The organism is Streptomyces sp. WAC03905 (genome assembly GCF_057371075.1).
On sequence record NZ_JBXYDZ010000003.1, the window covers coordinates 370,024 to 393,299 of the forward strand.

General features: G+C 74.0%; 22 protein-coding genes, 1 pseudogene and 1 riboswitch. Of the genes and pseudogenes, 12 read left to right on the forward strand and 11 right to left on the reverse strand.

Features of this window, described 5'->3' with window-relative positions; translation table 11 throughout:
* The first annotated feature begins 11 nt into the window (after nt 1–11).
* The 8 genes and pseudogenes from AC2RP6_RS04575 (at nt 12) to AC2RP6_RS04610 (ending at nt 7,330) form a co-directional block, all read left to right on the forward strand.
* Nucleotides 12–497: a DUF2975 domain-containing protein gene (locus AC2RP6_RS04575; protein ID WP_486444954.1), complete on the forward strand. Its 486-nt coding sequence runs from the start codon at nt 12–14 to the stop codon at nt 495–497.
* Nucleotides 497–733 (forward strand): helix-turn-helix domain-containing protein, encoded by a 237-nt coding sequence (locus AC2RP6_RS04580; protein ID WP_486444955.1) that lies wholly within the window; start codon nt 497–499, stop codon nt 731–733. Before AC2RP6_RS04575 ends, AC2RP6_RS04580 begins: the two co-directional genes overlap by 1 nt.
* An 84-nt stretch (nt 734–817) precedes the next feature.
* A complete protein-coding gene (locus AC2RP6_RS04585) occupies nt 818–1,153 on the forward strand; it encodes a hypothetical protein (RefSeq protein WP_486444956.1) in 336 nt (111 codons plus the stop codon).
* Between the two features lie 104 nt (nt 1,154–1,257).
* The gene (locus tag AC2RP6_RS04590; protein WP_486444957.1) at nt 1,258–2,100 is read left to right on the forward strand and encodes a hypothetical protein; all 843 of its coding nucleotides are present in this window, start codon (nt 1,258–1,260) and stop codon (nt 2,098–2,100) included.
* 45 nt (nt 2,101–2,145) lie between these two features.
* On the forward strand, nt 2,146–2,757 hold the full coding sequence (locus tag AC2RP6_RS04595) for a hypothetical protein (RefSeq protein ID WP_486444958.1): 612 nt from the start codon (nt 2,146–2,148) through the stop codon (nt 2,755–2,757).
* A gap of 469 nt (nt 2,758–3,226) precedes the next feature.
* Nucleotides 3,227–5,059, forward strand: coding sequence for a CocE/NonD family hydrolase (locus AC2RP6_RS04600; protein WP_486444959.1), 1,833 nt, complete (start codon nt 3,227–3,229; stop codon nt 5,057–5,059).
* Nucleotides 5,060–5,572: 513 nt separating this feature from the next.
* Nucleotides 5,573–6,842 (forward strand): annotated as a pseudogene (locus AC2RP6_RS04605) (N,N-dimethylformamidase beta subunit family domain-containing protein).
* A gap of 83 nt (nt 6,843–6,925) precedes the next feature.
* Complete coding sequence (locus AC2RP6_RS04610; protein WP_486444960.1) at nt 6,926–7,330, forward strand: VOC family protein; 405 nt, start codon at nt 6,926–6,928, stop codon at nt 7,328–7,330.
* On the opposite strand, the gene AC2RP6_RS04615 is transcribed toward AC2RP6_RS04610, so the two are convergent.
* The 5 genes from AC2RP6_RS04615 to AC2RP6_RS04635 all read right to left on the reverse strand — a co-directional run bounded on the left by AC2RP6_RS04615 (nt 7,303) and on the right by AC2RP6_RS04635 (nt 11,670).
* Nucleotides 7,303–8,154, reverse strand: coding sequence for an ABC transporter ATP-binding protein (locus AC2RP6_RS04615; RefSeq protein ID WP_486444961.1), 852 nt, complete (start codon nt 8,152–8,154; stop codon nt 7,303–7,305). The genes AC2RP6_RS04610 and AC2RP6_RS04615 overlap by 28 nt on opposite strands.
* Nucleotides 8,151–9,179 (reverse strand): FecCD family ABC transporter permease, encoded by a 1,029-nt coding sequence (locus tag AC2RP6_RS04620; RefSeq protein WP_486444962.1) that lies wholly within the window; start codon nt 9,177–9,179, stop codon nt 8,151–8,153. Before AC2RP6_RS04620 ends, AC2RP6_RS04615 begins: the two co-directional genes overlap by 4 nt.
* A complete protein-coding gene (locus tag AC2RP6_RS04625; RefSeq protein WP_486444963.1) occupies nt 9,176–10,171 on the reverse strand; it encodes an ABC transporter substrate-binding protein in 996 nt (331 codons plus the stop codon). The genes AC2RP6_RS04620 and AC2RP6_RS04625 overlap by 4 nt, the downstream gene beginning before the upstream one ends.
* Before the next feature lie 42 nt (nt 10,172–10,213).
* Nucleotides 10,214–10,350, reverse strand: a riboswitch (cobalamin riboswitch).
* Between the two features lie 148 nt (nt 10,351–10,498).
* A complete protein-coding gene (locus AC2RP6_RS04630) occupies nt 10,499–10,972 on the reverse strand; it encodes a GNAT family N-acetyltransferase (protein ID WP_486444964.1) in 474 nt (157 codons plus the stop codon).
* Nucleotides 10,973–11,142: 170 nt separating this feature from the next.
* On the reverse strand, nt 11,143–11,670 hold the full coding sequence (locus AC2RP6_RS04635) for an SMI1/KNR4 family protein (protein WP_486444965.1): 528 nt from the start codon (nt 11,668–11,670) through the stop codon (nt 11,143–11,145).
* A gap of 213 nt (nt 11,671–11,883) precedes the next feature.
* Here AC2RP6_RS04635 and AC2RP6_RS04640 point away from each other — a divergent pair, with 213 nt between their 5' ends.
* Together AC2RP6_RS04640 and AC2RP6_RS04645 are read left to right on the forward strand one after the other, a co-directional pair.
* Nucleotides 11,884–13,212, forward strand: coding sequence for a glycoside hydrolase family 18 protein (locus AC2RP6_RS04640; RefSeq protein ID WP_486444966.1), 1,329 nt, complete (start codon nt 11,884–11,886; stop codon nt 13,210–13,212).
* 64 nt (nt 13,213–13,276) lie between these two features.
* Nucleotides 13,277–14,551, forward strand: coding sequence for a serpin family protein (locus AC2RP6_RS04645; protein WP_486444967.1), 1,275 nt, complete (start codon nt 13,277–13,279; stop codon nt 14,549–14,551).
* On the opposite strand, the gene AC2RP6_RS04650 is transcribed toward AC2RP6_RS04645, so the two are convergent.
* Both AC2RP6_RS04650 and AC2RP6_RS04655 read right to left on the reverse strand, forming a co-directional pair.
* Entirely contained in the window at nt 14,499–15,485 is a 987-nt protein-coding gene (locus AC2RP6_RS04650; protein ID WP_486444968.1) for a PfkB family carbohydrate kinase, read from the reverse strand. The two genes, AC2RP6_RS04645 and AC2RP6_RS04650, sit on opposite strands and share 53 nt — an antisense overlap.
* Entirely contained in the window at nt 15,482–16,099 is a 618-nt protein-coding gene (locus AC2RP6_RS04655; RefSeq protein ID WP_486444969.1) for a bifunctional 4-hydroxy-2-oxoglutarate aldolase/2-dehydro-3-deoxy-phosphogluconate aldolase, read from the reverse strand. Before AC2RP6_RS04655 ends, AC2RP6_RS04650 begins: the two co-directional genes overlap by 4 nt.
* A gap of 90 nt (nt 16,100–16,189) precedes the next feature.
* On the opposite strand from AC2RP6_RS04655, the gene AC2RP6_RS04660 reads away from it, so the two are divergent.
* Together AC2RP6_RS04660 and AC2RP6_RS04665 are read left to right on the forward strand one after the other, a co-directional pair.
* A complete protein-coding gene (locus AC2RP6_RS04660; RefSeq protein ID WP_486444970.1) occupies nt 16,190–16,981 on the forward strand; it encodes an IclR family transcriptional regulator in 792 nt (263 codons plus the stop codon).
* Between the two features lie 124 nt (nt 16,982–17,105).
* Nucleotides 17,106–18,770, forward strand: coding sequence for a sigma-70 family RNA polymerase sigma factor (locus AC2RP6_RS04665; protein WP_486444971.1), 1,665 nt, complete (start codon nt 17,106–17,108; stop codon nt 18,768–18,770).
* Nucleotides 18,771–18,808: 38 nt separating this feature from the next.
* On the opposite strand, the gene AC2RP6_RS04670 is transcribed toward AC2RP6_RS04665, so the two are convergent.
* The 4 genes from AC2RP6_RS04670 to AC2RP6_RS04685 form a co-directional block, all read right to left on the reverse strand.
* Entirely contained in the window at nt 18,809–19,609 is an 801-nt protein-coding gene (locus AC2RP6_RS04670) for a class I SAM-dependent methyltransferase (RefSeq protein WP_486444972.1), read from the reverse strand.
* Between the two features lie 9 nt (nt 19,610–19,618).
* Nucleotides 19,619–21,010, reverse strand: a complete 1,392-nt coding sequence (gad, locus tag AC2RP6_RS04675; RefSeq protein ID WP_486444973.1) for a glutamate decarboxylase — start codon at nt 21,008–21,010, stop codon at nt 19,619–19,621.
* A 52-nt stretch (nt 21,011–21,062) separates the two neighbouring features.
* Complete coding sequence (locus AC2RP6_RS04680) at nt 21,063–22,448, reverse strand: MFS transporter (RefSeq protein ID WP_486444974.1); 1,386 nt, start codon at nt 22,446–22,448, stop codon at nt 21,063–21,065.
* A 68-nt stretch (nt 22,449–22,516) separates the two neighbouring features.
* Nucleotides 22,517–23,149, reverse strand: coding sequence for an ArsR/SmtB family transcription factor (locus AC2RP6_RS04685; protein WP_486444975.1), 633 nt, complete (start codon nt 23,147–23,149; stop codon nt 22,517–22,519).
* Nucleotides 23,150–23,276: the final 127 nt, after the last annotated feature.

Consider the following 23,276-nt stretch of genomic DNA (forward strand, 5'->3'; position numbering starts at 1 on the left):
AGGGATGGGTCATGGGGAAATGGACCGTGCACGCACTGCGCGCCGTGCTCGCGGTGGTGCTCACCGGCACCGTGTTCGTACAGGCAGCGATGGTCTGGGCGTTGGGGAACGATCCGGAGGACGGGTCGCTTCCCCTCACACCCATGCGGGTGATCACGATCCTGGGCATGGTCACGGCCCAGGTCGCCCTGGTCTGCGTATGGCGGCTGGTGACGATGGTGCGGCGCGGCACCGTGTTCTCCCACGCCGCGTTCCGGTACGTGAACGGCGTGATCCGGGCGATCGTGGCGGCCGCCCTGCTGTGGTTCGCGGTCACGGCCGTCAATGCCCCGGGCCAGCGGGAGGACCCGGGTGTCACCGTGATCATGGCCGGGATCGGCCTGGCCATCCTGGGCGTCGCACTCGTCGTGCTGGTGCTGCGGATGCTGCTCACCCAGGCCGTCGCGCGAGACGGCGAAGCGGCGCGGATGCGGGCCGAGCTGGACGAGGTGATCTGATGCCCATCGCCGTCGACATCGACGTGATGCTGGCCAGGCGGAAGATGTCCGTGGGTGAGCTGGCGGAACGGGTGGGGATCACCCCGGCGAATCTGGCCGTGCTCAAGAACGGCCGCGCCAAGGCGGTGCGCTTCGCGACGCTCGCCGCGCTCTGCGAGGTACTGGAATGCCAGCCGGGCGACCTGCTGCGCTGGGAGGCCGAGGACGCCGCGCCGGAAGGGGCGGCCGAGCTCTGACGGCGGGGGCCGGGCCGGCCCCGGACCTGTGCTGCTCCTCACGTTCCTTGCCGTGCGCGGAACTCGACAGCCACGATGATCGGCATGTGGAAATTCCTGGGAACGGACACCAAGCACACCTTCGTCCTGCCCATCCGTGACGCGGACACCGTGGCGGCCTCCTTGCGCCGGGCCCTGGAGGCGGCCTCCCCCGAGGAGCGCGCGGGGCTGGAGCGCGCGGTCGCGATCGCCGAGGCGACCGTCGGCGCCGACGACGGCCGACTGCGCGCCGACTGGGTCCGCTCGCGGCTGGCCGAGGCCGGTTTCACGGGGGACGTCGACTCGGTCGCCGCCGTGAAGGCGCTGCGCCGGGTGGAGCCGAGGCTGAGCCTGCTGGCGGCGGTGGAACTGCAGAAGGCCGCGGTGGCGCACCCCGAGTGACGACGGGTCGGTTTCGGATCGGGTGATTGCGGGGACGGTGTCCCAGCATTACCGCATTTGTCCGCTGCGCCGTGACGGCGCCCGACGCGACAGCCGGGGAGACCATGGGTGGGAAAGGCGTATCCAGGAGGGCCGTACCGGCGGCTCTCGCCGCGGTGGCCGCCCTCGTCCTCGCAGCTCCGTCCCCGGCCGCCGCCCGGCCCCTGACCGTGAGCGGGCTCCTGACCAGTAGTGGGCCGCTGACCGGCGGACCCCTGACCGGAAGCGGAGCCCTGACCGGAAGCGGGCCCCTGACCGTGAGCGGACCCCTCACCTCGGCCGTGGCCCGCGACATGACCGCGGCCCTCTCCCGCACTCCGGCCGGGCGCCAGGACGTCTCCCCGGCGCCTCCTCCGCCCCGCCTCCCCCGTGACTTCCGCGGCAAGGGCTCGTACATCGTCCGGGACCTGGACATCACGGTGCCGTTCACCTGGGAGGGGAGGGACGGCGACAGCCAGATGACCGCGGGCGGGCCGCAGCACCCGATCTGGTTCACCAACCTGATCCACCGCGGCACGCTCTACACGCTGACCTACAAGTGGCCCGGTCTGACCGAGCACCCCTGCTCGCGCATCCCGGGCTTCAGCCTGGAGACGCTGAACCAGGGCTTCGAGAGCGCCCGGTTCGTCGGGCGCGAGACGCTGCGGCGCACTCCGCAGCGGCAGGTGAACCACTGGAGGGTGGGCGTGGTCTTCCCGGACCTGCCGCCCGGGAACCACCCGCGGGTGCCGCTCGCTCTGGGTGACATCTACGTCGACGAGAAGGACCGGGGCACCTTCTGGCAGGTGTTGCAGTTCGGTGTCCAGAACCTCTACGACCCCGCCCTGGACGAATGGCTGGTCATGGACACCTTCGAGCACCGGCCCGGGACCGTGACCCTTCCCCGGCGGTGCGAACCGCCCCGCTGACGGGCACCGGGCATGCGCGGGCGCGGCGCGGGGTACGCGCGGGGCGTGGAACGCGAACGGCTGACCTTCGACGGCTGGATCGCCGCCGTCGGCACGGGCTCCGGCACGCGCGTGGTGGTGGGCCACTGGCCCCGCTCGCCCTTCGGGGCCTTCAGTGACGTGATGCTGGAGCGGGCCGACGGCCGGCGCACGCTGATCGCCCCCACCACCCGGACGGCCGAGTACATCGCCGGTGTCTACCACTTCGACGAGGTCCGGACGGATCCGGTGTCGGTACGGGTCCACGAGGACGCCTGGCACGTCACGGCGGGCCCTCTGGAACTGCGGTTCCTGGTCGGCCGTCAGGGCGCCCTCGGCCTGGCCCTGCGGGCCGTCCCCCGGCCCCTCGCCCGTCGGCCGGTCTGGGCGGCCGTGACCGACCTGCCCTCCCGCCTGATGGTCGGCGTACGTACCCGGGGCAGCTCGCGGCCCGGATGCCGCCAGTGGTACGCGGCGGCAGGCCTGTGGCCGGTCACCACCGCCCGGGCCGCGCTCGGCGGGACCGACCTCGGAGGGCTGGCTGCCGTCGACCCGCCCGTGCGCTTCGGCTTCGCGTCGGCTCCTGCGGCACCCGCGCTGGTGCGGGTGTTCTCCACCGTGGAACGCACGTACCCCTGAGCGGCGTACCCCCGCGCGGACCGTCAGCGGACCGAGCGGGCAGAGGGCGTCCGTCATTCCCCGGGCCCACCTGTGCGGAATCGTTCATCTACACCGCCGCAGTACGCCATCTCGCACTCCACCGTGACCGGTTGGTGTTCGGAAACGACAAAGGGGCAGCCTAGAACGCCCGACTGCGCCGCGAAAGGCCCCCTCCCCCGTTCTGCGGCACGGCTGGGGCCGGATCAGGTCGATCATTCCCGACCCGTCGCGGACCGCGTCCGATCGCCGGGCGGCGGACCCTGACCGATCTCCGTGGCACGTGACGGCAGGGTGCGTTCAAACGGTCTGGACGGGTGAAAACCGCCGGATGCCGTCAAGAGCATGGATGTCCTGATATGCGCCATGGAACGGTCCGGCCGGGCTACAACGGGTCCCCCCACGCCACCGATCGGCGACGCCCGGTCGGTGATTTCGAGAGGACGGCTTCGTGAGCCACTCGCACGACGACAACCCGATCACCCCCGTCACCGCCGCACAGTTGGGCCGGATCGCCGGGCACGGCATCTACAGCACGCCGACGGCCGTCGACCCGGCCGCCGTCAACGTCGCAGAGGCCCTGGTCGCCACACTGAACGGCACGGCCGAGAGTCCGCTGCTCACCCCCGAACTCCAGCAGCTCACCGAACAGGTCCGGCAGAGGGCGACCTTCGGCTTCCCCCGCATCACCGCCGGCGACGGCACCGGGCTCTCCGCGCACACGATCAAGCTCAACACGTCCGAGCCCCGCCCCGTGGTGATCGTGCCGGCGGGCTGGACGCCCTTCGGCTGGATCCTCTTCGAGTACGCGTACCTCCAGCTGGCGCTGCGCGGCTACCACGTGCTGGCCTACACCCCGCGCGGCATCGGACTCACCTTCCCGCTGCCGGGCGGCGGCCACGCCGACGCGCCCTGGACCTCCGGGGGAACGATCGACGTGGCCGGCCCCTCCGACCTGACCGACGGCTCCGCCGTCATCGACTACGCCCAGCGCCACTTCAACCCGAGCAAGGTCGCGTTCCTCGGCGAGTCCTACGGGTCGGGCATCAGCCAGCTGGTCGCCGCGAACGACCCGGCGGACCGGGTGGACGCCGTCGTCGCCCTGAGCACCTGGGGCGACCTGGCCGACAGCCTCTACCAGAACGACACGCGGCACCTGAAGGCCGTACAGTCCCTGATCGACTTCACGGGCGGCCCCGAGGAGCGGAAGTTCGACGCGGCGACGCGGCAGATCCTGGACGACTTCCGGGCCGGCCGGAACCTCGACGACGTGGTGGCGTGGGGCAAGGTGCGCTCACCGTCCTCCTACGTCGAGGAGACCAACGTCCGCGGCATCCCCACCTTCCTCTCCAACACCTGGCACGAGACGCTCTTCCCGGCCAATCAGGCCATCGCCCACTTCGAGCGGCTGACCGTGCCCAAGCACCTCAACCTCTGGATCGGCGACCACGCCGCGCCCGAGGGCGCCGGCCTCACCATCCCCTCCAGCGGACCGAACCTGCCCGTCGAGGAGGCGTTCGCCTGGCTCGACCACCACGTGCTCGGAGCCGACAACGGCGTCGCCGACTGGCCCGCGGTCAACAGCCAGATCATGTTCACGTACAGGACCACCGCCGACCCGGAGACCGGTCAGAACGTCATCACCGAACCGGCGGTCCGCGAGCCCCGGCCGTCCTGGGCGGACGTCACCACCTCCACCGAGCGCTGGTACCTCACCGCCACCGGAGCGGGCCGGCAGGACGGCGGACTGGGCACGACGCCGGAGACGGGGTGGAAGCTCGAATTCGCCGCCGGCGAGCTCACCGCGGCCACCGCGGTGGACGCCATCATCACGACCGGCCAGGCCGAGTGGAAGGGCAACCCCAAGCAGTACGCCACCGACGCCTTCGACCGCCGGCACCTCGCGGTGTGGACCAGCGGCCCGCTCCAGGCGGCCCGACGCGTCCGGGGCGTCCCCGAGCTCACCCTGACCGTCCGCAGCTCCGCCGACGCCACGACCCTGGTGGCCTACCTCTTCGACGTCGGCCCCGACGACACGGCCCGCATCATCACGCACGAACCCGTCACCCTGCGGGACCTGTCCTCCACTGAGAACCGCGTCACCACCTGGCAGCTCCAGGCCGCCGGCTACGACATCGCCCCCGAGCACCGGCTCATGCTGGTCGTGAACAGCCGGGACCAGCTCTACTCCGACGCCGACACCGACGCCGGCGCCGAAGGCAGCACCACCACCATCACCTCCACCGACGACTCCGCCGCCCACCTGGTGCTGCCCCTCGGGTAGTCCCGCGCCGGCGGGACACCCGCCCCCGCCGCCCCGCCGCCCCCGGCCCACCGGCCGCGCCCCAGGTCAGCAGGGGGGCGGGGCGGTGGGGGCGGGCCGCGAAGGGTGACATAGCGTGCCCTCATGGATCAGGAGCACATAGCCGGGCCGGCCGGCGACGGCGGCGCGGGCAGGCGGCGGTTCCTCGCGATCGCCACGGGCGCCGCGACGGCCGCGGGACTCGGGGCGGTGGCCGGCTGCACGGAGGGGGACGCCGGCGCGGCGGGCGACCGCGGCGCCGACGGCCGGAACGGGACGCCGGCGCCGGACGGCAAGCCGTCGGCGGCCGCGGGCCACGGTTTCGACGTGCGGGCCGAGAACGCCCGTCCGGGCCATGCCGACTGGCCGGTGACGAAGGCCGGACCGGCCCGTGCCGTCGAGGGCTTCGCCGACAGGGTCAGCGTGCTCCCGGGCGAGTCCTTCGGACTGTACGTGTCGACGACCGCGCCCCGGTTCACCGTCTCCGCCTACCGCATGGGCTGGTACGGCGGCGCCCGCGCCCGGCTGGTGTGGCGCTCGCAGGCCCTGCCGGGCGTACGGCAGCCGGACCACACCGTCGACGCCGACACCCGGATGGTCCGCACCCGGTGGGCCCGCACCACCACGGTGGAGACGAAGGACTGGCCGGAGGGCAGCTACCTGCTGCGCCTCGACGCGCAGGGCGGCGAGGGCGGCCAGCGTTTCGTGCCGGTCACCGTCCGGTCGGCGGCCACGGCCGGGCGCACCGTCGTCGTCAACGCGGTCGCCACCTGGCAGGCCTACAACCGCTGGGGCGGCTACGGCAGTTACGACGGCCCCAACGGCGGCTACGCCTCGCGCTCCCTGTCCGTCTCCTTCGACCGGCCGTACGACTACGACGACGGCGCGGGCCTGTTCCTGGTGTACGAGGCCCCGCTGATCGCCCTCGCCGAACGGCTCGGCATACCCCTCGCCTACGCGACCACCACGGACGTCGCGCGGGAGAAGCGGCTGCTGGAGGGCGCCGCGGCGGTGCTCTCGCTCGGGCACGACGAGTACTGGTCGCCGGAGCAGCGCGCCCACTTCACGGCCGCCCGCGACGCCGGCACCAACATCGCGATCCTGGGCGCCAACTGCTGCTTCCGCCGCATCCGGCTGGAGGCCTCCGAACTGGGGCCGGACCGGACCCTGGTCTGCTACAAGTCCTCCTACGCCCAGGACCCGGGCTTCAAGCGGGGCCATCCCGCGACCGTGGACTTCCGTTCGGCGCCCGGCGCCGACCCGGAGAAGCTCCCTGCTCGGCGTGATCTACGACGGCTACCCGGTGGACGCCCCGTACGTGGTGACCCACCCCGGCCACTGGCTGTTCGAGGGCACCGGCGCGAAGGCGGGCGACCGCTTCGAACACCTCGTGGGCGTGGAGTACGACAAGGTCAACACCGGTTTCACCACGCCCAGGCCGATCGAGATCCTGGCCCACTCCCCCGTGGTGTGCGAGGGCCGCCCCAGCCACCAGGACACCGCGTACTACACGGTGCCGAGCGGGGCGGGCGTGTTCGCCACCGGCACCATGCGGTGGGTGGAGGCCCTGGACGCGACGGGCGACGGCCGCAGCGGACGCAACCACGGCCTGGACGCGCGGTCCGGGGCGCTGACCACCCGGGTGACGGAGAACCTGCTGCGGGTGTTCGCGGCGGGCCCGGCCGGCCGCACGCACCCGGCGCAGGACAACGTCAAGGCGGTGTACGGGACTTCCAGCACTCCTGATCGGCAGGACACCCGCTAGGGTGGCGTCACGGCATCGCGTGCCGGTCACCGACCGGGTGAGGCATGGAGGTGCCGTGATGTGCCTTCCGGAGGCATTCACCCATGTCCGTACAGCTGAACCACACGATCGTCCACGCCCGTGACAACCGGGAGTCCGCCGCATTCCTGGCGCACGTCCTCGGCCTGGAGGTCGGGCCCGAGTGGGGGCCGTTCGTCCCCGTCGAGACCGCCAACGGCGTCACCCTGGACTTCGCCACCATCCCGGCCTCGTCCATCACCCCTCAGCACTACGCCTTCCTCCTCTCCGAAGAAGAGTTCGACGTCGCGTTCGAGCGGATCCGCGCCGCGGGGGTCCCGTACTTCGCCGACCCGCACGGCAGGATCCCCGGCGAGATCAACCACAACGACGGGGGTCGCGGCGTGTACTTCACGGACCCGGCGGGGCACGGGATGGAGATCATCACGCGCCCCTACGGGTATCAGGAACCCGTGACGGCGGGCAGGTAGACGACGTTGGGCGCGCCCGTGTCGGGGTGGATCCCGACCCGGGCGCGCACTCCGTAGACCTCGGCCAGCAGTTCTTCGGTGAGCACCGCACGCGGCGGCCCCGAGGCGACGACGCGGCCGCCCGACAGGACGTACAGCCGGTCGCAGAAGGCGGCGGCGAGGTTGAGGTCGTGCAGGACGAGCAGGCTGGTCGCGGGCAGTGCCCGGACCAGGCCGAGGACCTCCAGCTGGTAGCGGATGTCCAGATGGTTGGTCGGCTCGTCGAGGGCGAGCAGCCCCGGGTCCTGGACGAGGGCGCGGGCCACCAGGACGCGTTGCCGTTCGCCGCCGGACAGTTCGTCGAAGCGGCGGTCCGCGAAGGGGCCGGCGCCCACGGTCTCCAGGGCTCCCGTGACGCGCCGTACGTCGTCCGGACCGTCCTGCTGCCAGAAGCGCTTGTGCGGGCTGCGCCCCATGGCGACGACCTCTCGGACGGTCAGCCCGAAGGTGCCGGTGGCGTCCTGCGGCACCACCGCAACGCGCCGCGCCCGTTCCTTGACGGTGAGCGCGTCCGCGTCCGCGCCGTCCAGCAGCACCCGGCCGGCGGTCGCCCGCAGGGTGCCGTAGACGCAGCGCAGCAGGGTGGTCTTGCCGCTGCCGTTGGGGCCGACCACCCCCACCGTCTCGCCGGGCCGGGCGGTGAGGTCGATCCCGTGGAGGAGGGTGTGTCCGTCGGTCTCGTGGCTCAGGCCTTCGACGGCGAGTCCCACCGGCCGGGAGGCGCCGGCCGTCGCGGGCGGCGCGATCGGCCCGGTCGACCCGGACGGTTCGGTCGTCGCGGTCATCCGGTCACTCCTTCGGTGCGGGTGGAGCGGCGCAGCATCCAGAGGAAGCAGGGCCCGCCGACGAGGGCGGTGACCACGCCCACCGGTATCTCCTCGGGGGCGGCGGCGGTACGGGCGACCAGGTCGGCCAGGACCAGGAACACCGCACCGCCGAGCGCGGCGACCGGCAGCAGTGCCCGGTGGCCGGCGCCCACGGCCATCCTGGCGGCGTGCGGGACCATCAGCCCGACGAAGCCGATCGCCCCGCTGCAGGCGACGAGCACGCCGATGACCAGTGAGGTCAGGACGAACACCGCGGCGCGGAAGCGTCCGGTGTCCAGGCCCAGGGTGTGCGCGCCCTCCTCCCCGGCGAGGAGCAGGTCGAGCGGCCGGGCGAGGGTGAGGAGCAGTGCCCCTCCGACGATCAGCGCTGCGGCGGGCAGGGCCAGTTCCTCCCAGCGCGCCCCGCCGAGTCCGCCGAGGGTCCAGAAGAGCACGGAGCGGATCTGGTCGGGGTGCGCGGCGAGGACGAGGACGAGGCTGGTGAGGGCGGACAGGATGTACTGGACGGCCACGCCGGCCAGGATCAGCCGGCCGGTGGTCATGGTGCCGCCGCGCCGTGCCATGGCGTAGACGGCGACGAGCGCTGCCATGGAGCCGGCGAACGCGGCCAGCGGTACGCCCATGCCGAATCCGGCGGCGGCCGAGCCGAAGACGATCACGAGGACGGCTCCGGCGGAGGCGCCGGAGGAGGCCCCGAGCAGGAAGGGGTCCGCGAGCTGGTTGCGTACGAGGGCCTGGAGCACGGTGCCCGCCACGGCGAGCCCCGCTCCTACGACGGCGCCGAGCAGGATCCGCGGCATGCGCACGTCCCACACGATGGAGGCGAAGGCTCCGGTGGGCCGGTCCCCGGCGAGACCGCCGAGGACGATGTCGAGCACCCGGTCGGGGGCGATCCGTACGGGGCCCAGCGCCAGGCCGGCGAGGGCCGACGCGGCGAGCGCGGCGGTGAGTACCGCGAGGACCGCCCCGGTGCGCTGCCTCACGCGGCGTTCGGGTGGAGCTGGCCGCCCAGCGCCTCCACGGCGTCCGCCACCCGGACGCCGAGGACGACGGAGGAGAGCGGCAGCACGACGAACCGCCGGTTCTTGACGGCGGGCACCTCGGCGAGGGCCGGGTCGTTCAGGAGTCGCTGCTTCTTGGCCTCGACGGTGGTGCCGCCGTAGTCGTAGATGAGGACGACCTCGGGCTTGCGCTCGATGACCTTCTCCCAGGCGACGTCGCCGAAGGTGTCTTTGAGGTCGGCGAAGACGTTCGTGCCGCCGGACAGGGAGATGATCTCGTTGCCTATGCCGTTGCCGCCGGAGGTGGAGGCGGATGCCTCGCCGGAGTCGTAGGCGAAGACGGTCGGCCGGGGGCGGTCCTTGACCCGTGCGGTCACGGCGTCGATGCGGCGCTGCTCGTCCGCGATGAGCTCCGTTCCGCGGTCGGGCACGCCGAAGGTCCGGGCGACCTCGGTGATCTCGGTCCGGAGCTGGTCGAGGCCGACGGCCCCTTCGGTGCAGTACTCCACGTTGAGGCGGGAGTTGATGCCGGTGCGGGCGAGTCCCTCGCGGTCGCGGCCCTGTGCCTTGTCGAAGGCGCTGGCGTAGCCGCCGTAGACGAAGTCGGGGTCGGCTCCGAGGAGGACCTCCTTGGAGGGGTATTCCTCGGCCAGCACCTTGATCTTGTCGTAGGCGGGCCGGTAGGCGGGCAGTACGGCGTCGTCGAGGTAGGCGGTGCCGGTGATGCGGTCCCCCAGGCCGAGGGCGAGCAGCAGTTCGGTGGAGTGCTGGTTCATGGTGACGGCGCGCCGCGGCGGAGCCTGGTAGGTGCTGCTCACACCGCAGTTGGTGACGGTGTACGGGAAACCGGGCGCGGCGGCGGGGTCGCCGGTGGCACTGTCCGGGCCGGCCCCGGGTGAACCGGCGCAGCCGGTCAGGGATATGAGGAGCGCGAGGGGGGTGAACGCGCGCAGGGCGGCGCGGGAACGCGACATGGCGGGGCCTCTCCGGGGGATCCGCGTCCCCTGGTCGACGTGAAGGAGCAGGGGCGGTGCGTCAGTGTCTGACTCCCGGTCTCCCGCGTGGGGAGACCGGTCACAGTGGCGGGACCGCACCGGAATCGCACCGGTTTCCTGTCCTGCACCGCCTGGTTACGCGCCCAGTCTGCCAGAACGCCCACGTGGGGTGGGGTGGGGGCCGGATTCGGCGGGGGTCCCCGTGGCTTCAGCGGACCAGGTGCGCGTCCTCCTCGGCCCACCGCCGGAACGACCGGCCCGGGACGCCGGTGATGCCCGACGGGCCGCGCGGCCGGCGGGCACGACCTACGTCGTGATCAGGTCCATCCCGGGGTACCGGGCGGGGACGAAGCCCGCGGCACGGTACACGGGCTCGCCCGCGGAGCTGGCGTGCAGTTGGACGTAGTGGACGCCGAGTCCGTTCAGCCACTCGACCAGCCCGGCGACGATCCGTCCCGCATGGCCCTGCCCGCGGGCCGCCGCCTCCGTGACCATGCCGTCGATGTAGCCGCGCCGCCCGTCCGGCCACCGCGGCCCGGGCAGGTGGTACGTCACCCAGGCCATGCCCGCGGCCAGCAGCGGCTCACCGGGCCCGCCGCCGACGACCAGACAGGTGCAGTCGGACCGGTCCCCCGCGACCCGTTCGGCGAACCAGCCGCGGGCGATGGCCCGCCACGGCGCGTCGGCCGGTCCGGGGTCGACGCCGAGGGCGTCGAGCGCGGCGGCCCTGAGCCGGATCAGTTCGGGTATGTCGGCGGCGGTCGCCGTACGGGGCTGCATGGTCGGTGTCCTCCTGGGGCTCCCCAACTGGCTGCATACAGCACGAACTTTAGGCACGCACGCCGGCCGGCCGGCGTGCGGGGCTTCCCGGTCGGACGGCAGGACCGGGCCTCACTCGGTCCAGGTGCGCAAGCGCGCCGGGGTTCCAGCGAATTGGCCGCCCCGCGGCGTCAGCGGCAGAGCTCCAGGATGGTGTCGTCGAAATCGGGGAACTCCTCGGCCGCCAGCTCGATCACGGCGCCCGCCGTGCGGCGCGCGTCGGGAGCGAACCGCTCGGCCACGGCCGTCAGCGCCTCGTCCGGGCGCGAGGTCCAGGCGGCGCCGTACGGCGCGGCCGCCTCGTACGGTCCGCAGCCGTCGGCCAGCAGCCACAGGAAGTCGCCCAGATCGCGGGACACGACGGCCGTCTCCCCCTCGGACCCGAGGAACACCACCGGCTGGTCCGCCACCGCCAGCCCCGGCCGGACGAGCCAGAACGCCGCGTACCCGCCCGTGCCGTCCTGGCCGAAGACGCGGAAGACGCCGCCGTCCAGCTCGTTGTTGCCGGTCCAGGCCCGGAACCAGTCCGTGGTGTCCTCGGCGGACAGGAAGGCCTCGAAGGGCTCGAAGTCGACGCCGTCGCCCTCCGCGTAGTCGAAAGGCGCCGCCATGGCGGCCGCGAGCGCGGCGGGGAACTGTCGGTCGTCGGTGAGCGTCACTCGCACACACTACCGAGGCGCTGCGGCCGCAGTTCGATCAAGGGGGTCGGGAGGAAGCCGCCGCGGGCGGTCCCCGAGGGCATCGGGCCCCCTCGCCGCTCGGGAGCGACCGGTTTCGGCCACCCCCTTGACCGCTCTGGTCCAGACCAATAGTTTCCGGCATGCACCGCCGCACGCGCTCACGCCCACTCCTCGCATCCGCAAAGGAAGCCCATGCGCCGCAGCATGCTCGGCAGACTGGCCGTAGCCGCCTGTTCCCTCTCCCTCCTGACCGCTTTCGCCCCCGCCGACGGGGACGCGTCCGCCCACGGAGGAGCCGGCCGCTCGTACAAGAAGGTCGGCTACTTCACCCAATGGGGCGTCTACGGAAGGGACTTCCAGGTCCAGGACCTCGACGCGAACGGCTCCGCCGGCAGACTCACCCACATCAACTACGCCTTCGGCAACGTCAGCGCGGACGGCAAGTGCTTCACCGGGAACGTGCCCGGCGAGGCCGACGCCTGGGCCGACTACGCCCGTCCGCTCGACGCCGCGAACTCCGTCGACGGGGTCGCCGACACCTGGGACCAGCCCCTCGCCGGCAACTTCAACCAGCTGCGCGAGCTCAAGGCGAAGCACCCCGGCCTCAAGGTGCTGATCTCGCTGGGCGGCTGGAGCTGGTCCACGCACTTCTCCGACGCCGCGCTCACCCCTGCCTCCCGCAAGGCATTCGTCGCGTCCTGCATCGACCTGTACATCAAGGGCAACCTCCCCCAGGACGGGACCCGGGGCGGGGCCGGAGCCGCCGCCGGCGTCTTCGACGGGATCGACCTCGACTGGGAGTGGCCCGGTTCCGCGGGCGACACCGACACCACCTACCGCCCCGAGGACAAGCGCAACTTCACCGAACTGGTCAAGGAGTTCCGCAGCCAGCTCGACGCGTACGCGCGCAGCCAGAAGCGGGGCACGAAGTACGAGCTGACGGCCTTCGTCCCGACCGCCCCCGCCAAGATCGACGCGGGCTTCGACGTCCGCCGCATCATGCGCGACCTGGACTTCGTCAACCTCCAGGGCTACGACTTCCACGTCTCGGGCGAGCCGAGGACCGCGCAGCAGTCCGCGCTGTACGCCCGGGGCGACTTCAGCGTCCAGGGCACCGTGGAGGCCTGGCAGCGACGCGGGGCGCCCGCGCACAAACTCGTGATGGGCATGCCGTTCTACGGGCAGGGCTGGACCGGCGTCAGCGGCGGCGGCGACGGCATGGGCCAGCCCGCCACCGGGCCGGCCCCCGCCACCTGGGCCGCCGGGTACGAGGACTACAGGGCGCTGAAGAAGCTGGCGGACTCCGGCGCGTACCAGGTCCACCGCGACCGGCGCAACGGACACGCCTGGCTCTTCGACGGCTCCACCCTCTGGACCTACGACGACCCCCAGGTGCTGCGCGCCAAGACCGGCTACATCCGGGAACACGGCCTGGGCGGCGCGATGTTCTGGTCGCTGGACGCGGACACCGCCGACGGCGAGCTGATGACGGCCGTCGACCGGGGCCTGCGCGGCCGCTGACCGGCGCCGCCGGGCCGTGGACGTCCGTCCGGCCCGGCGGCGCCCCTCCACGTACCCTCCCCGCATGACGCAGACGCAGACGCCTTCGACGGTACGGGCGGTCAACCACCTCACCGCACGTTGGGCCGCGCGGGCCGCCACCGGCGGGGGCACGGTCTTCACCGCGGCCGGGGTCTGGCCGCTGCTCGCGCTCCTCGCGGACGGCTCCGCCGGTCCGGCCCGCACCGAACTGGCGCAGGCCCTGGGTACGCCCGCCGGGGACGCGGCGGGCGCCGCGCGGGAGCTGCTCGGTGCGCTGGACGGCGTACGGGGGCTCAGTACCGCGACCGGCCTGTGGGTCGCGGCCGACCTGCCGCTGGAGGACGGCTGGTCGGCGAAGCTGCCGCCCGGCACCCGGGGCACCCTGACCGGCGTGCCGGAGGCGGACACGAGGGTCCTGGACGGGTGGGCGGCGGAGCGGACGGGCGGCCTGATCGAGCGCATGCCGGTGTCCCTCCGGCACGACACCCGTCTCGTCCTCGCGTCCGCGCTCGCGCTGACGCTGAAGTGGGCCGAGCCGTTCCGGGAGTTCCCCGGCCGCCCGTCCGAGGGGCCCTGGGCGGGACGCGGTGTACGGCAGCTGGTGCGCACCACGTCCTCACTGGACCCGGTGCGGGTCACCCGGGGCCCCGCGGGGCGGGTCACGGCCCTGACCGTCACCGGCGCCGAGGGCATGGACATGGACGTCCACCTGCTCCTCGGTGATCCGGCGGCGCCTGCCGCCGAGGTACTGGCGACCGGCATCGCCGCCGTCTCCGGCGACCTCCCGTCCGTGCGCGGCGACGCCCTCCCGGACGGGACGCCGGGCCCCGGGCTGGCGATCGGGACGGTGGACGCGTTCGGCCCGCGGCCCGTGCTGTCGGTGTCCACGGTCGCCTTCTCCCTGGCCGCGGAGCACGACCTGCTGGCGGACGCGGCGCTGTTCGGACTGCGCACCGCGACCGACAGCGGCCGCGGGCACTTTCCCGGCATCAGCACCGGACCGCTGGCGATCAGTTCGGCCCGGCAGTCGGCGACGGCCCGGTTCCACGCCGCGGGATTCGAGGCGGCCGCCGTCACCGCCGTCGCCGCCAGACCGGGCGCCGCCGCCCGTCAGCCGGGGTACCGCGCCCGGAGGGCCCGGGTCGCCTTCGACCGGCCGTTCGGATTCCTGGCCGTCCACCGGGTCTCGCGGCTGGTCCTCGCCGCGGGCTGGGTGGCCGATCCGGAACCGCCGGTGGAGCAGCTCCGGGGCACGGGCGGACCGCTCACCCCGCCGTCCTTCCCCGGAGCGCGGCCGCCAGCGCCGCCGTCTCACTGAACTCCGGGACCCGGCCGGTGCCGCCGCGGCCGGACACCGAGAGCGAGGCGGCGGCGATGCCGTGGGCCACGGCGTCCGTGAGGCGGTCGCCGAGGACGAGCCGTGCGGTGGTGGTGCCCGTGAAGCAGTCGCCCGCGCCCGTAGCGTCGACGGGCGCGGGGTTCACGGGCACCGGGTGGTAGGCGGCCCCGCCTCCGTCGTCGAGCAGGAGCCGGTCCGCGCCGGCGGTGACGGCGACCGTGCGGGCGCCGAGCGCCCGCAGCCGGGCGGCGGCCCGCACCGGGTCGGTCGTGCCGACGAGGGCCTGCGCGTCGGCCGGGCAGGAGGTCTTGAGCAGTCCGGTCAGCGGGGCGATCCGGGTGAGCAGTTCCCGGGCCTCGGCCCGGCCGGTGAGGCGGGGGCGGAAGTTGGGGTCGTACGTGAGGTGCCCGCCCGCGCCGTGGACGAGGCGCGCGGCGGCCAGTACGGCGGCGCGGCTGCTCGGCGCCAGGGCGCCGGTGATGCCACTGGTGACGAGCGCCCCGCAGCGGGTCAGCAGGTCGCGCCACGATGCGACGTGCCCGGGCGAGAGGGTGGAGCCGGCGCTGCGGGTGCGCCAGTAGACGAACTCGCGGTCGCCGTCGGGGTCGGCGCAGAGCAGGTAGGCGCCGTTGGGGTGCGGGGCGCGGCGGACGTGGGAGACGTCCACGCCGAGTTCGGCGGCCCGGCGCAGCAGCGGGACGCTGAGTTCGTCGTCGCCGACCACGGCGAGCAGGGCGGTACGGGCCCCGGCGGCGGCCGCGGCGGCCGCCGCGTTGAGGGCGTCGCCGGAGTAGGAGATGCGGGCCGAGGTGCCGTCGGCGGCTTCGCGCAGGGTGGTGCCCGCGTGGATCTCGACCAGGACCTCGCCGAGTACCAGGACGTCGTAGTCCGAGGCGGTCCGTCGCCGGGTCACGGCCGCGGCTCCGGGGCCGCGGCGGCGAACACGGCGGCGAGTTCGCCGGGGTCGGTCGGCAGGCCGCCGCCGATGCCGACGGCGGTGGCGCCCGCCGCGAGCCATGCGGCGACCTCGGCCGGGCGGATGCCGCCGGTCGGGACGAGCACCGCGTCCGGCAGGACGGCCCGGACGGAGCGCAGGAACCGCGGGCCGCCCACGTGGGCGGGGAAGACCTTGGCGGCGCCGCCGGCCCGGACGGCGGACGCGATCTCGGCGGGGGTGAATCCGCCCTCGATGAAGACGGCTTCGCGCCGCCGGGCGACCTCGCGGACCTCGGGCGCCGGGTAGGGGGACACCAGGAAGCCGGCGCCCGCGTCCAGGGCGGTCTCGGCCTGCTCGGTGGTCGTCACCGTGCCCACGCCGATCAGGGCGGGACGTCCCTGCGCGTCCGGAAGCGCGGCCGTCCGGGTGACGGCCGCGGCCCAGCCGGGGGTGGAGGTGGTCAGCTCCACGACGCGGCAGCCGGCGGCGAGCAGGGCGGTGGTGGCGCGCACGGCGTCATCGGCGTCGGCGTTGCGCAGCACCGGAAGGAGGCGCTGGGCGGCCAGCACCGCGTACGGGTGGCTGGACATGGAAACCCTCCCCGTTTGTTCCACGTAGTGGAACTGCGTATCGTCAGGCGGAACGATGTGGTCCAGACCTTACACACAGCGGGAGTTGTCGTGGTGTCGCATGCCGAGGAAAGCGCCGGGGACGTGCGCGCGGGTGGCCGGTCGTCGGCGGCCGGGTCGGCGGCGGAGAAGTCGCTGCGCGTCCTGGAGGCGGTGGCGGCGCCGGGCGGCCCGCACCGGCTGACCGACGTGGCGGCGGCCGCCGCCGTCCCGAAGTCGAGCACCTTCCGCATCCTGGCGTCGCTGGTCGACCAGGGGTTCGTACGCCCTGCGCCGGAGAGCCGCTACGGCGTGGGGCCCCGGCTGCGCGCGCTGTCCGCCCTGGTCGACGGCGGAGAGCCGGCCGGGATCGGGCGGGTCCTCGGCGAGCTGCAACGGACCACCGGCCACACCGTCCATCTCGCCCTGCACAGCGGCGAGGCGATCACCTACATCCGCAAGCTGGAGGGCGACCAGCCCTTCCGGACCGCCTCCCGGGTCGGGATGCGCATGCCGCTGCACACGACCGCGATCGGCAAGGGCGTACTGGCGCACCTGCCCGCGGGGGAGGTGGCCGGACTCGTGGCCGCCACCGGGCTGCCGGCCCGGACACCGAACACCCTCACGACCCCACGGGCGCTCTACGCGCAGTTGGCGGCGGTCCGTTCGCTGGGGTACGCGCTCGACGACGAGGAGAACGAACCCACCATCCGCTGCATCGGGGCGGCGGTCCTCGGCCCGTCGGGCCGACCGGTCGGCGGGGTCAGCGTCACCACGGTGGCCTTCCTCGTCCCGCGGGAGGAATTGGAGTCGTACGCGCCCGCCGTGCGCGCCGCCGCGGAGGCGTTGACGCCCCTGTTGTGACCCCGGTGGGTGCCCGGGAATGGCGTCCGGGAAAATTCTTCCGATTAACTGTTATCGAGGCCCGTCGTCGCGGTCTCCCATGTATCGGGCATCATCGACCGCCGGTACGGACAGGGACATTCACATGACTACTCAGCACACCGCAGCGCTGGTGGCAGCGGCTCGCGCGGGCGATCCCCGCGCCCAGGACGAGCTCGTCGGCGCCCACCTCCCGCTCGTCTACAACATCGTCGGGCGCGCGCTGAACGGCTCCTGCGACGTGGACGACGTGGTGCAGGACACGATGCTGCGGGCCCTGGACGGCCTGGGCGGCCTGCGTGCGGACGAGTCGTTCCGGTCCTGGCTGGTGGCCATCGCGATGAACCGGGTGCGGGCGCACTGGCAGGCCCGGCAGAGCGGCTTCGGCGAGAGCACCCTGGAGTCGGCCTGGGACGTGGCCGATCCGGGCGCGGACTTCGTCGACCTGACCGTCGTACGCCTCAACCTGGCGGGCCAGCGGCGCGAGACGGCCCGGGCGACGCGCTGGCTGGAGCCGGAGGACCGCGCGCTGCTGTCGCTGTGGTGGCTGGAGTGCGCCGGGGAGCTGACCCGGGCGGAGGTGGCCTCGGCGCTGGAGCTGTCCACGCAGCACACGGCGGTGCGCGTGCAGCGGATGAAGGCACAGCTGGAGGCGGCCCGGGTGGTGGAGCGCGCCCTGGACGCCCAGCCGGCGTGCGAGGAGCTGCGGACGGTACTGGGGGGCTGGGACGGGCAGCCCTCGGCGCTGTGGCGCAAGCGAATAGCCCGTCACGCACGGGAATGCGTGCGGTGTTCCGGGCTGTGGGGCGGACTGGTGCCCGCGGAGGGACTGCTGGCCGGTCTGGCCCTCGTGCCCGTCTCGGCGGCCCTGCTGGCCGGGATGCGCTCGGCCGGCGCCACCGCCTTCGACGGCGCGGCGGTGGCCTACGCGGCGGACGGCACGGACGGCGCCGACGGCGGTTTCACCGACGCGGCCACCCAGCTCACGCCGGTGGCGCACGCCGGGCCGGTCACGGAGCCGGGCAGGGGCACCGGCGGCCGGGGCGCGCTGCGCAAGCGCCGGCGGAGCCGCCGCCGGGTGGTCGGCGGCGCGGTGGTCGCCGCCTGCGTCGCGGGCGGTGGCCTGGCCTACCTCGGCGGGCTTCCCGGTTCCGGGAGCCCGAAGGACGAGGGCGGGGCGTCCGCCGCGCCCCTGGCCGCGCTCTCCGCCACGGAGTCCGCGGGGGTTCCGTCGCAGCCGGCCTCCCCCTCGGCGTCCGTGTCGGCCTCCCCGTCCCCGTCCGCCTCCGCCTCGGCCTCCGCGAGCCCGTCGGCGAGCCCGAGCCCCACGCAGAGCCGCAGCAGCTCGCCGAGTCCGCGCCCGGCGACGCCGAAGCCGGCGCCCGCTCCGCCGGGCATCGCCGGCCAGGTGGTGGCGCTGGTCAACAGCGAGCGGGCGGCGGCGGGCTGCGGCCCCCTCAGGGAGGACCCGCAGCTGCGGTCCGCGGCGCAGGGGCACTCCGACGACATGGCCGCACGGAGCTTCTTCGACCACACCAACCCGGACGGCAAGGACCCCGGCCAGCGCACGACGGCGTCCGGCTACCGCTGGTCGACGTACGGCGAGAACATCGCCAGGGGCCAGCAGACGGCGCAGTCGGTGATGGACTCCTGGATGAAGAGCACGGGCCACCGGGCGAACATCCTCAACTGCTCCTTCAAGGACATCGGCGTGGGCATCCACCAGGGCGCGGGCGGCCCCTGGTGGACGCAGAACTTCGGCGCCAAGTAGGAGGCTCCGCGAGCCCGGCACGGTCGGCGAGGCACCGGTCAGGACCGGCGGCGGCCCCTCACCGCCCAGGCGCGGGCGGTGAGGGCGACCGAGCCGTCCGGGCCGAAGGGCAGGTCCGACGCGAGCCGGGTGCGCAGGCGGTCGCGGGCGGCGGGGGTCAGCGTCGCGACGTAGCCGGGAGCCGGCCCCTGGCCGGAGAGGAAGGGCTCCCACAGGTCGTCGAAACCGCCGAACACGGTGGGCACCTCGACGGGCGCGACCGTCACGTCGGCCAGCCCCGCCCCGGTCCAGAGCGCGTGCAGCGGGCCGGGGCGGCACACCGCGAACCGCCGGGCCTCGTCCAGCGCGGCGGCCGCGGGGGCAACGGCGGCCGCCGCGTCCCAGAACCGGCGCAGGAGGCTCATGCCGTCCGCGTAGTCCCATACGTACGCCGCGACGAGCCCGCCGGTCCGGACCACCCGCGCCGCTTCGGCCACGGCGGTGCCGGGCGCTTCGGAGAAGTTGAGGGCCAGCCCGCTGACGACCGCGTCGAACGAGGCGTCGCGGACCGGCAAGGCCGACGCGTCGGCCGCGGCGAACCGGGCCGGCGCGGGCACGGCCGCCCGGGCCGCCCCCAGGAACCCGGCGGACCGGTCCAGCCCCAGGACGGCGCGCGGCCGGCACTGCTCGGTGACCACGGCGGTCAGCGCGCCGGTTCCGCAGCCGACGTCGATCCACCGCAGCCCGGCCGGAACGCCCAGCCGTGCCACGAACACCTCCGCGACCCGGCGGCTCCACCGGCCCATGTACCGCTCGTAGGCGTCGCCCTGCGCCCAGACGTCGGGCGGTCCGCCGTCCATCCCCGACGGCTAGTGGTGGAAGCCGGACCGCGGCTCGGTGGCCGGTACCGGCGGGGGCGTGGCCGTCAGGTGCTCGACGGCCCGGCGCATGTCCTCGACCAGGAGCGCGATCTGGTCGCGGGTCACTCCGTGGCGGACGAGGACGCGCTGGATGACGGTGTCGTCGCGGTTGGCGGGCAGCGGGTACGAGGGCACCTGCCAGCCGCGCATGCGCAGCCGGTCGGAAAGGTCGTAGAGGGTGAAGGGGGACGCGGCGGCGTCGGTGAGGGTGTAGGAGACAGCGGGCAGGGCGCCCTTGCCGTCGTAGAGGAGCGTGAAGGGGCCCATGTCGGCGATCTGCCCCGCCAGGTACTGGGCGGTGTCGGCGCAGGCCTGCTGGACGCGGCGGTAACCGCCCCGGCCCAGGCGCAGGAAGAGGTAGTACTGGGCGACGATCTCACCGCCGGGGCGGGAGAAGTTGAGGGCGAAGGTCGGCATGTCGCCGCCGAGGTAGTCGACCTTGAAGACGAGGTCGGCGGGGAGCAGGTCGGCGGAGCGCCAGATGATCCAGCCGACTCCGAGGGGCGCGAGCCCGTACTTGTGCCCGGAGGTGTTGACCGAGGCGACGCGCGGCAGCCGGAAGTCCCACACGACGTCGGGGTGGAGGAAGGGCGCGACGAAGCCGCCGCTCGCACCGTCCACGTGGATGGGGACGTCCCAGCCGTGCTCGGCCTGGATGCGGTCGAGTTCGGCGGCGAGTTCGGCGACGGGCTCGTAGTCGCAGGTGTAGGTGACGCCGAGGATGGCGACGACGCCGATGGTGTTCTCGTCCACGTACTCGGCGAGCTGGTGGGGCTGCAGTCCGGTGGCACCGGGTTCCAGCGGGACCTGGCGCAGCTCGACGTCGAAGTAGCGGGCGAACTTGTCCCAGCAGATCTGGACCGGGCCGCAGACGAGGTTCGGGCGGTCCGTGGGCAGTCCCTCAGCCCGGCGGCGTTCGCGCCAGCGCCACTTGAGGGCGAGCCCGCCGAGCATGGCGGCCTCGCTGGAGCCGGTGGTGGAGCATCCGGTCGCGGTGGTTCCGGCGGGGGCGTTCCACAGGTCGGCGAGGATGTTGACGCACCGGGACTCGATCTCGGCGGTCTGCGGGTACTCGTCCTTGTCGATCATGTTCTTGTCGAGGCAGACGTTCATCAGGCGGTGCACGCCCTCGTCCGACCAGGTGGTGCAGAAGGTCGCGAGGTTCTGGGCGGCGTTGCCGTCGAGGAGGAGCTCGTTGCGGAGCAGTTCGTAGACGACCTCGGTGGGCGAGTGGTCCTCCGGGATCCGGTACTTGGGGAGGATCTGGCCGCTCAGCGTGGACGCGAACACGTCCGTGTCGGCGTCCTGGCGGGTTGCGTCCTTCGTCTCATGCAGAGCCATGCCTGGACTATAGGTGACGATATCCTCCATTACCTGACAAAACGGACATCAGTCAGGGGGCGTCGTGGGGCGGGCCGTCTCCGGCCACCGCGGCGGCCCGCGGCGGACCGTCGACGGCGGCCGGGGCCGGGACGGACGGGGCTGCCTGGGACCGGCGGCCGCGGTCGACCCACAGGAGGGCTCCCGCCAGCATCGCGGCGCCTCCCAGCAGCCAGGGCAGCGGCCCGGGCGGCAGGAGGCCCGCGATCGAACCGGTGAGGGCTGCCGACAGTTGCAGGGCGAGGGACTGGACGGACAGGGCCGTGGCTCGCCCCGAGCCCTCGACCCGGCGGTGCAGCAGCTCGTTCTCGCTCGGTCCCGCCGCACCCCGGCCGAGGTAGACCAGGCAGAAGCCGGCGGCCCCCGCGAGCACCGCGGCGACACCGGTGGACGTGGCCGTGGCCGCCAGCAGGACCAGGCCGCCGGCACTGGCACCGAGACCCACCACGACCGCCCGTCGGCCACTTCCCGCGAGCCGGGCGGTGAGCGGCGCGAGGTGGCTGCCGATGGCGGAGCAGGCGAAGCCGGCGCAGGCGAGCGCGGCGAAGAGCACCGCTCCCGACTCGGGAGCGCCGGTCAGGTCGGCGGTGCGGCCCGGGGTGAGCAGTTCGACCACGGCCAGCGCGCTGCCGGCGCCCGCGGCACTGATGAGGACCCGGCGGACCAGCGCGTCGCGTCCGCCGAGGCGGACCCCGCGCGCCACGGTGGCCGGTACGCCCCGCAGGACGTCGCGCAGCGAGGCCGCCGGCCGGGGCGGCTCCCGCAGGGCGGTCAGGACGTGGAGGACGAAGACGATCTCGACCGCCGCTCCCAGCAGCAGCGGCCAGGAGAGCGGCAGGACCAGCCCGGAGGTGGCCGCGGCCAGCCGGGCGCCGAGGTCCGGACCGAGTCCGAGCAGCCAGGGAAGGGCGCCGCCGAGCAGGGTGCCGCCCGCGAGGGCGGCGGAGGTCGCGGAGGCGCCGCGGGCCAGTCCGGTGCGCAGTTCGGCGCCCGGTCCGGAGCGGGCGTGGACGGTGTCGACGTACCAGGCCTCGGCGGGCCCGCTGGACAGGGCGCGGCCCGCCCCGACCAGGGCCATGCCGAGTGCGAGCTGCCAGGCGGCCGTGCCCAGGGCCACGAGGACCAGCGCGACCAGGTTCGACACGCCGGCGGCCGCCAGGACGACCCGGCGCCCCACGACGTCCGACAGTCCCCCGGTGGGCAGTTCGAGGACGGCGGCGGTGAGGGAGTGCGCTGCCAGGCAGCCGGCTACGGCGGCCAGGGACAGCCCGCGCTCGGTGAGCAGCAGGATCAGCGGGGCGATGGTCAGTCCCAGCGGCAGCCAGTACAGGACGCAGACCGTGACGTAGCGGCGGCGTGCGGCGTCGGACTCCACCACCCGGCCCGCGTCCCGCCCCACGCTCGCCTCCCGCCCCACGCTCGCCTCCCGGCCCCGGTCCCGGTCCGGACTCGCGCCCCCTCCCCCGTTCACGACGCGCCCCCGGCTTCCGCGGCGGCGCCCGGGCCGGTACCCGGCCCGCGCGGGGCCAGCGGCAGGCCGGCGGTGAGCAGGACGACCTGCACCGCGCGCGGGTCGCCCGCGTCCCGCGCGGTCAGCTCCTCCAGCCGCCGGTCGAACGCCGCACGGAGTTCGGTGAGGGACTCGGGGGTCAGCCGGGGCATCCGGTCGCTGATCCCGGAGGGCTCCACCCACTCCCGGCTCAGCCGGCCGTCGGCCAGATCCGCCTCGTGGCGGGCCAGGGACGTCGACAGGTGCTCGATCTGCCTCCTGCGCGAGAGGTTGACGTAGGCGCGGCTGCCCGGTGTGGCCTCCATGGCCTCGTTGCTCCAGGAGGTCAGGGCGTGCACGGACCGCCAGCGGCGCTCACGGCCGTCACGATGCTCGGCCTCGGCGACGAACGCGTACTTCGCCAGCACCCGCAGGTGGTAGCTGGTCGAGGCGGACGACTCCCCCGTCCTGACCGCGAGTTCACTGGCGGTGGCGGGGCCGTCCTGCCGGAGCATCCCGAGCAGGCGGATGCGCAGGGGGTGGGTGAGGGCCTTGAGCGCCGCCGCGTCCCGCTCGGGATCGAGCACGCGCTTCTGATCTTCGCTGGGCATGGGGAGGAGGGTAGGGCCGCCCGCCCGCTCTCCAAAAGTCTTTTTGCAGAACTTTCTTGGGGAAATCCGCCTTGGAAATCCACCTCGGAAATCCGCCCGGGGGATCGGCCGCCGTGGCGGAGGCCCG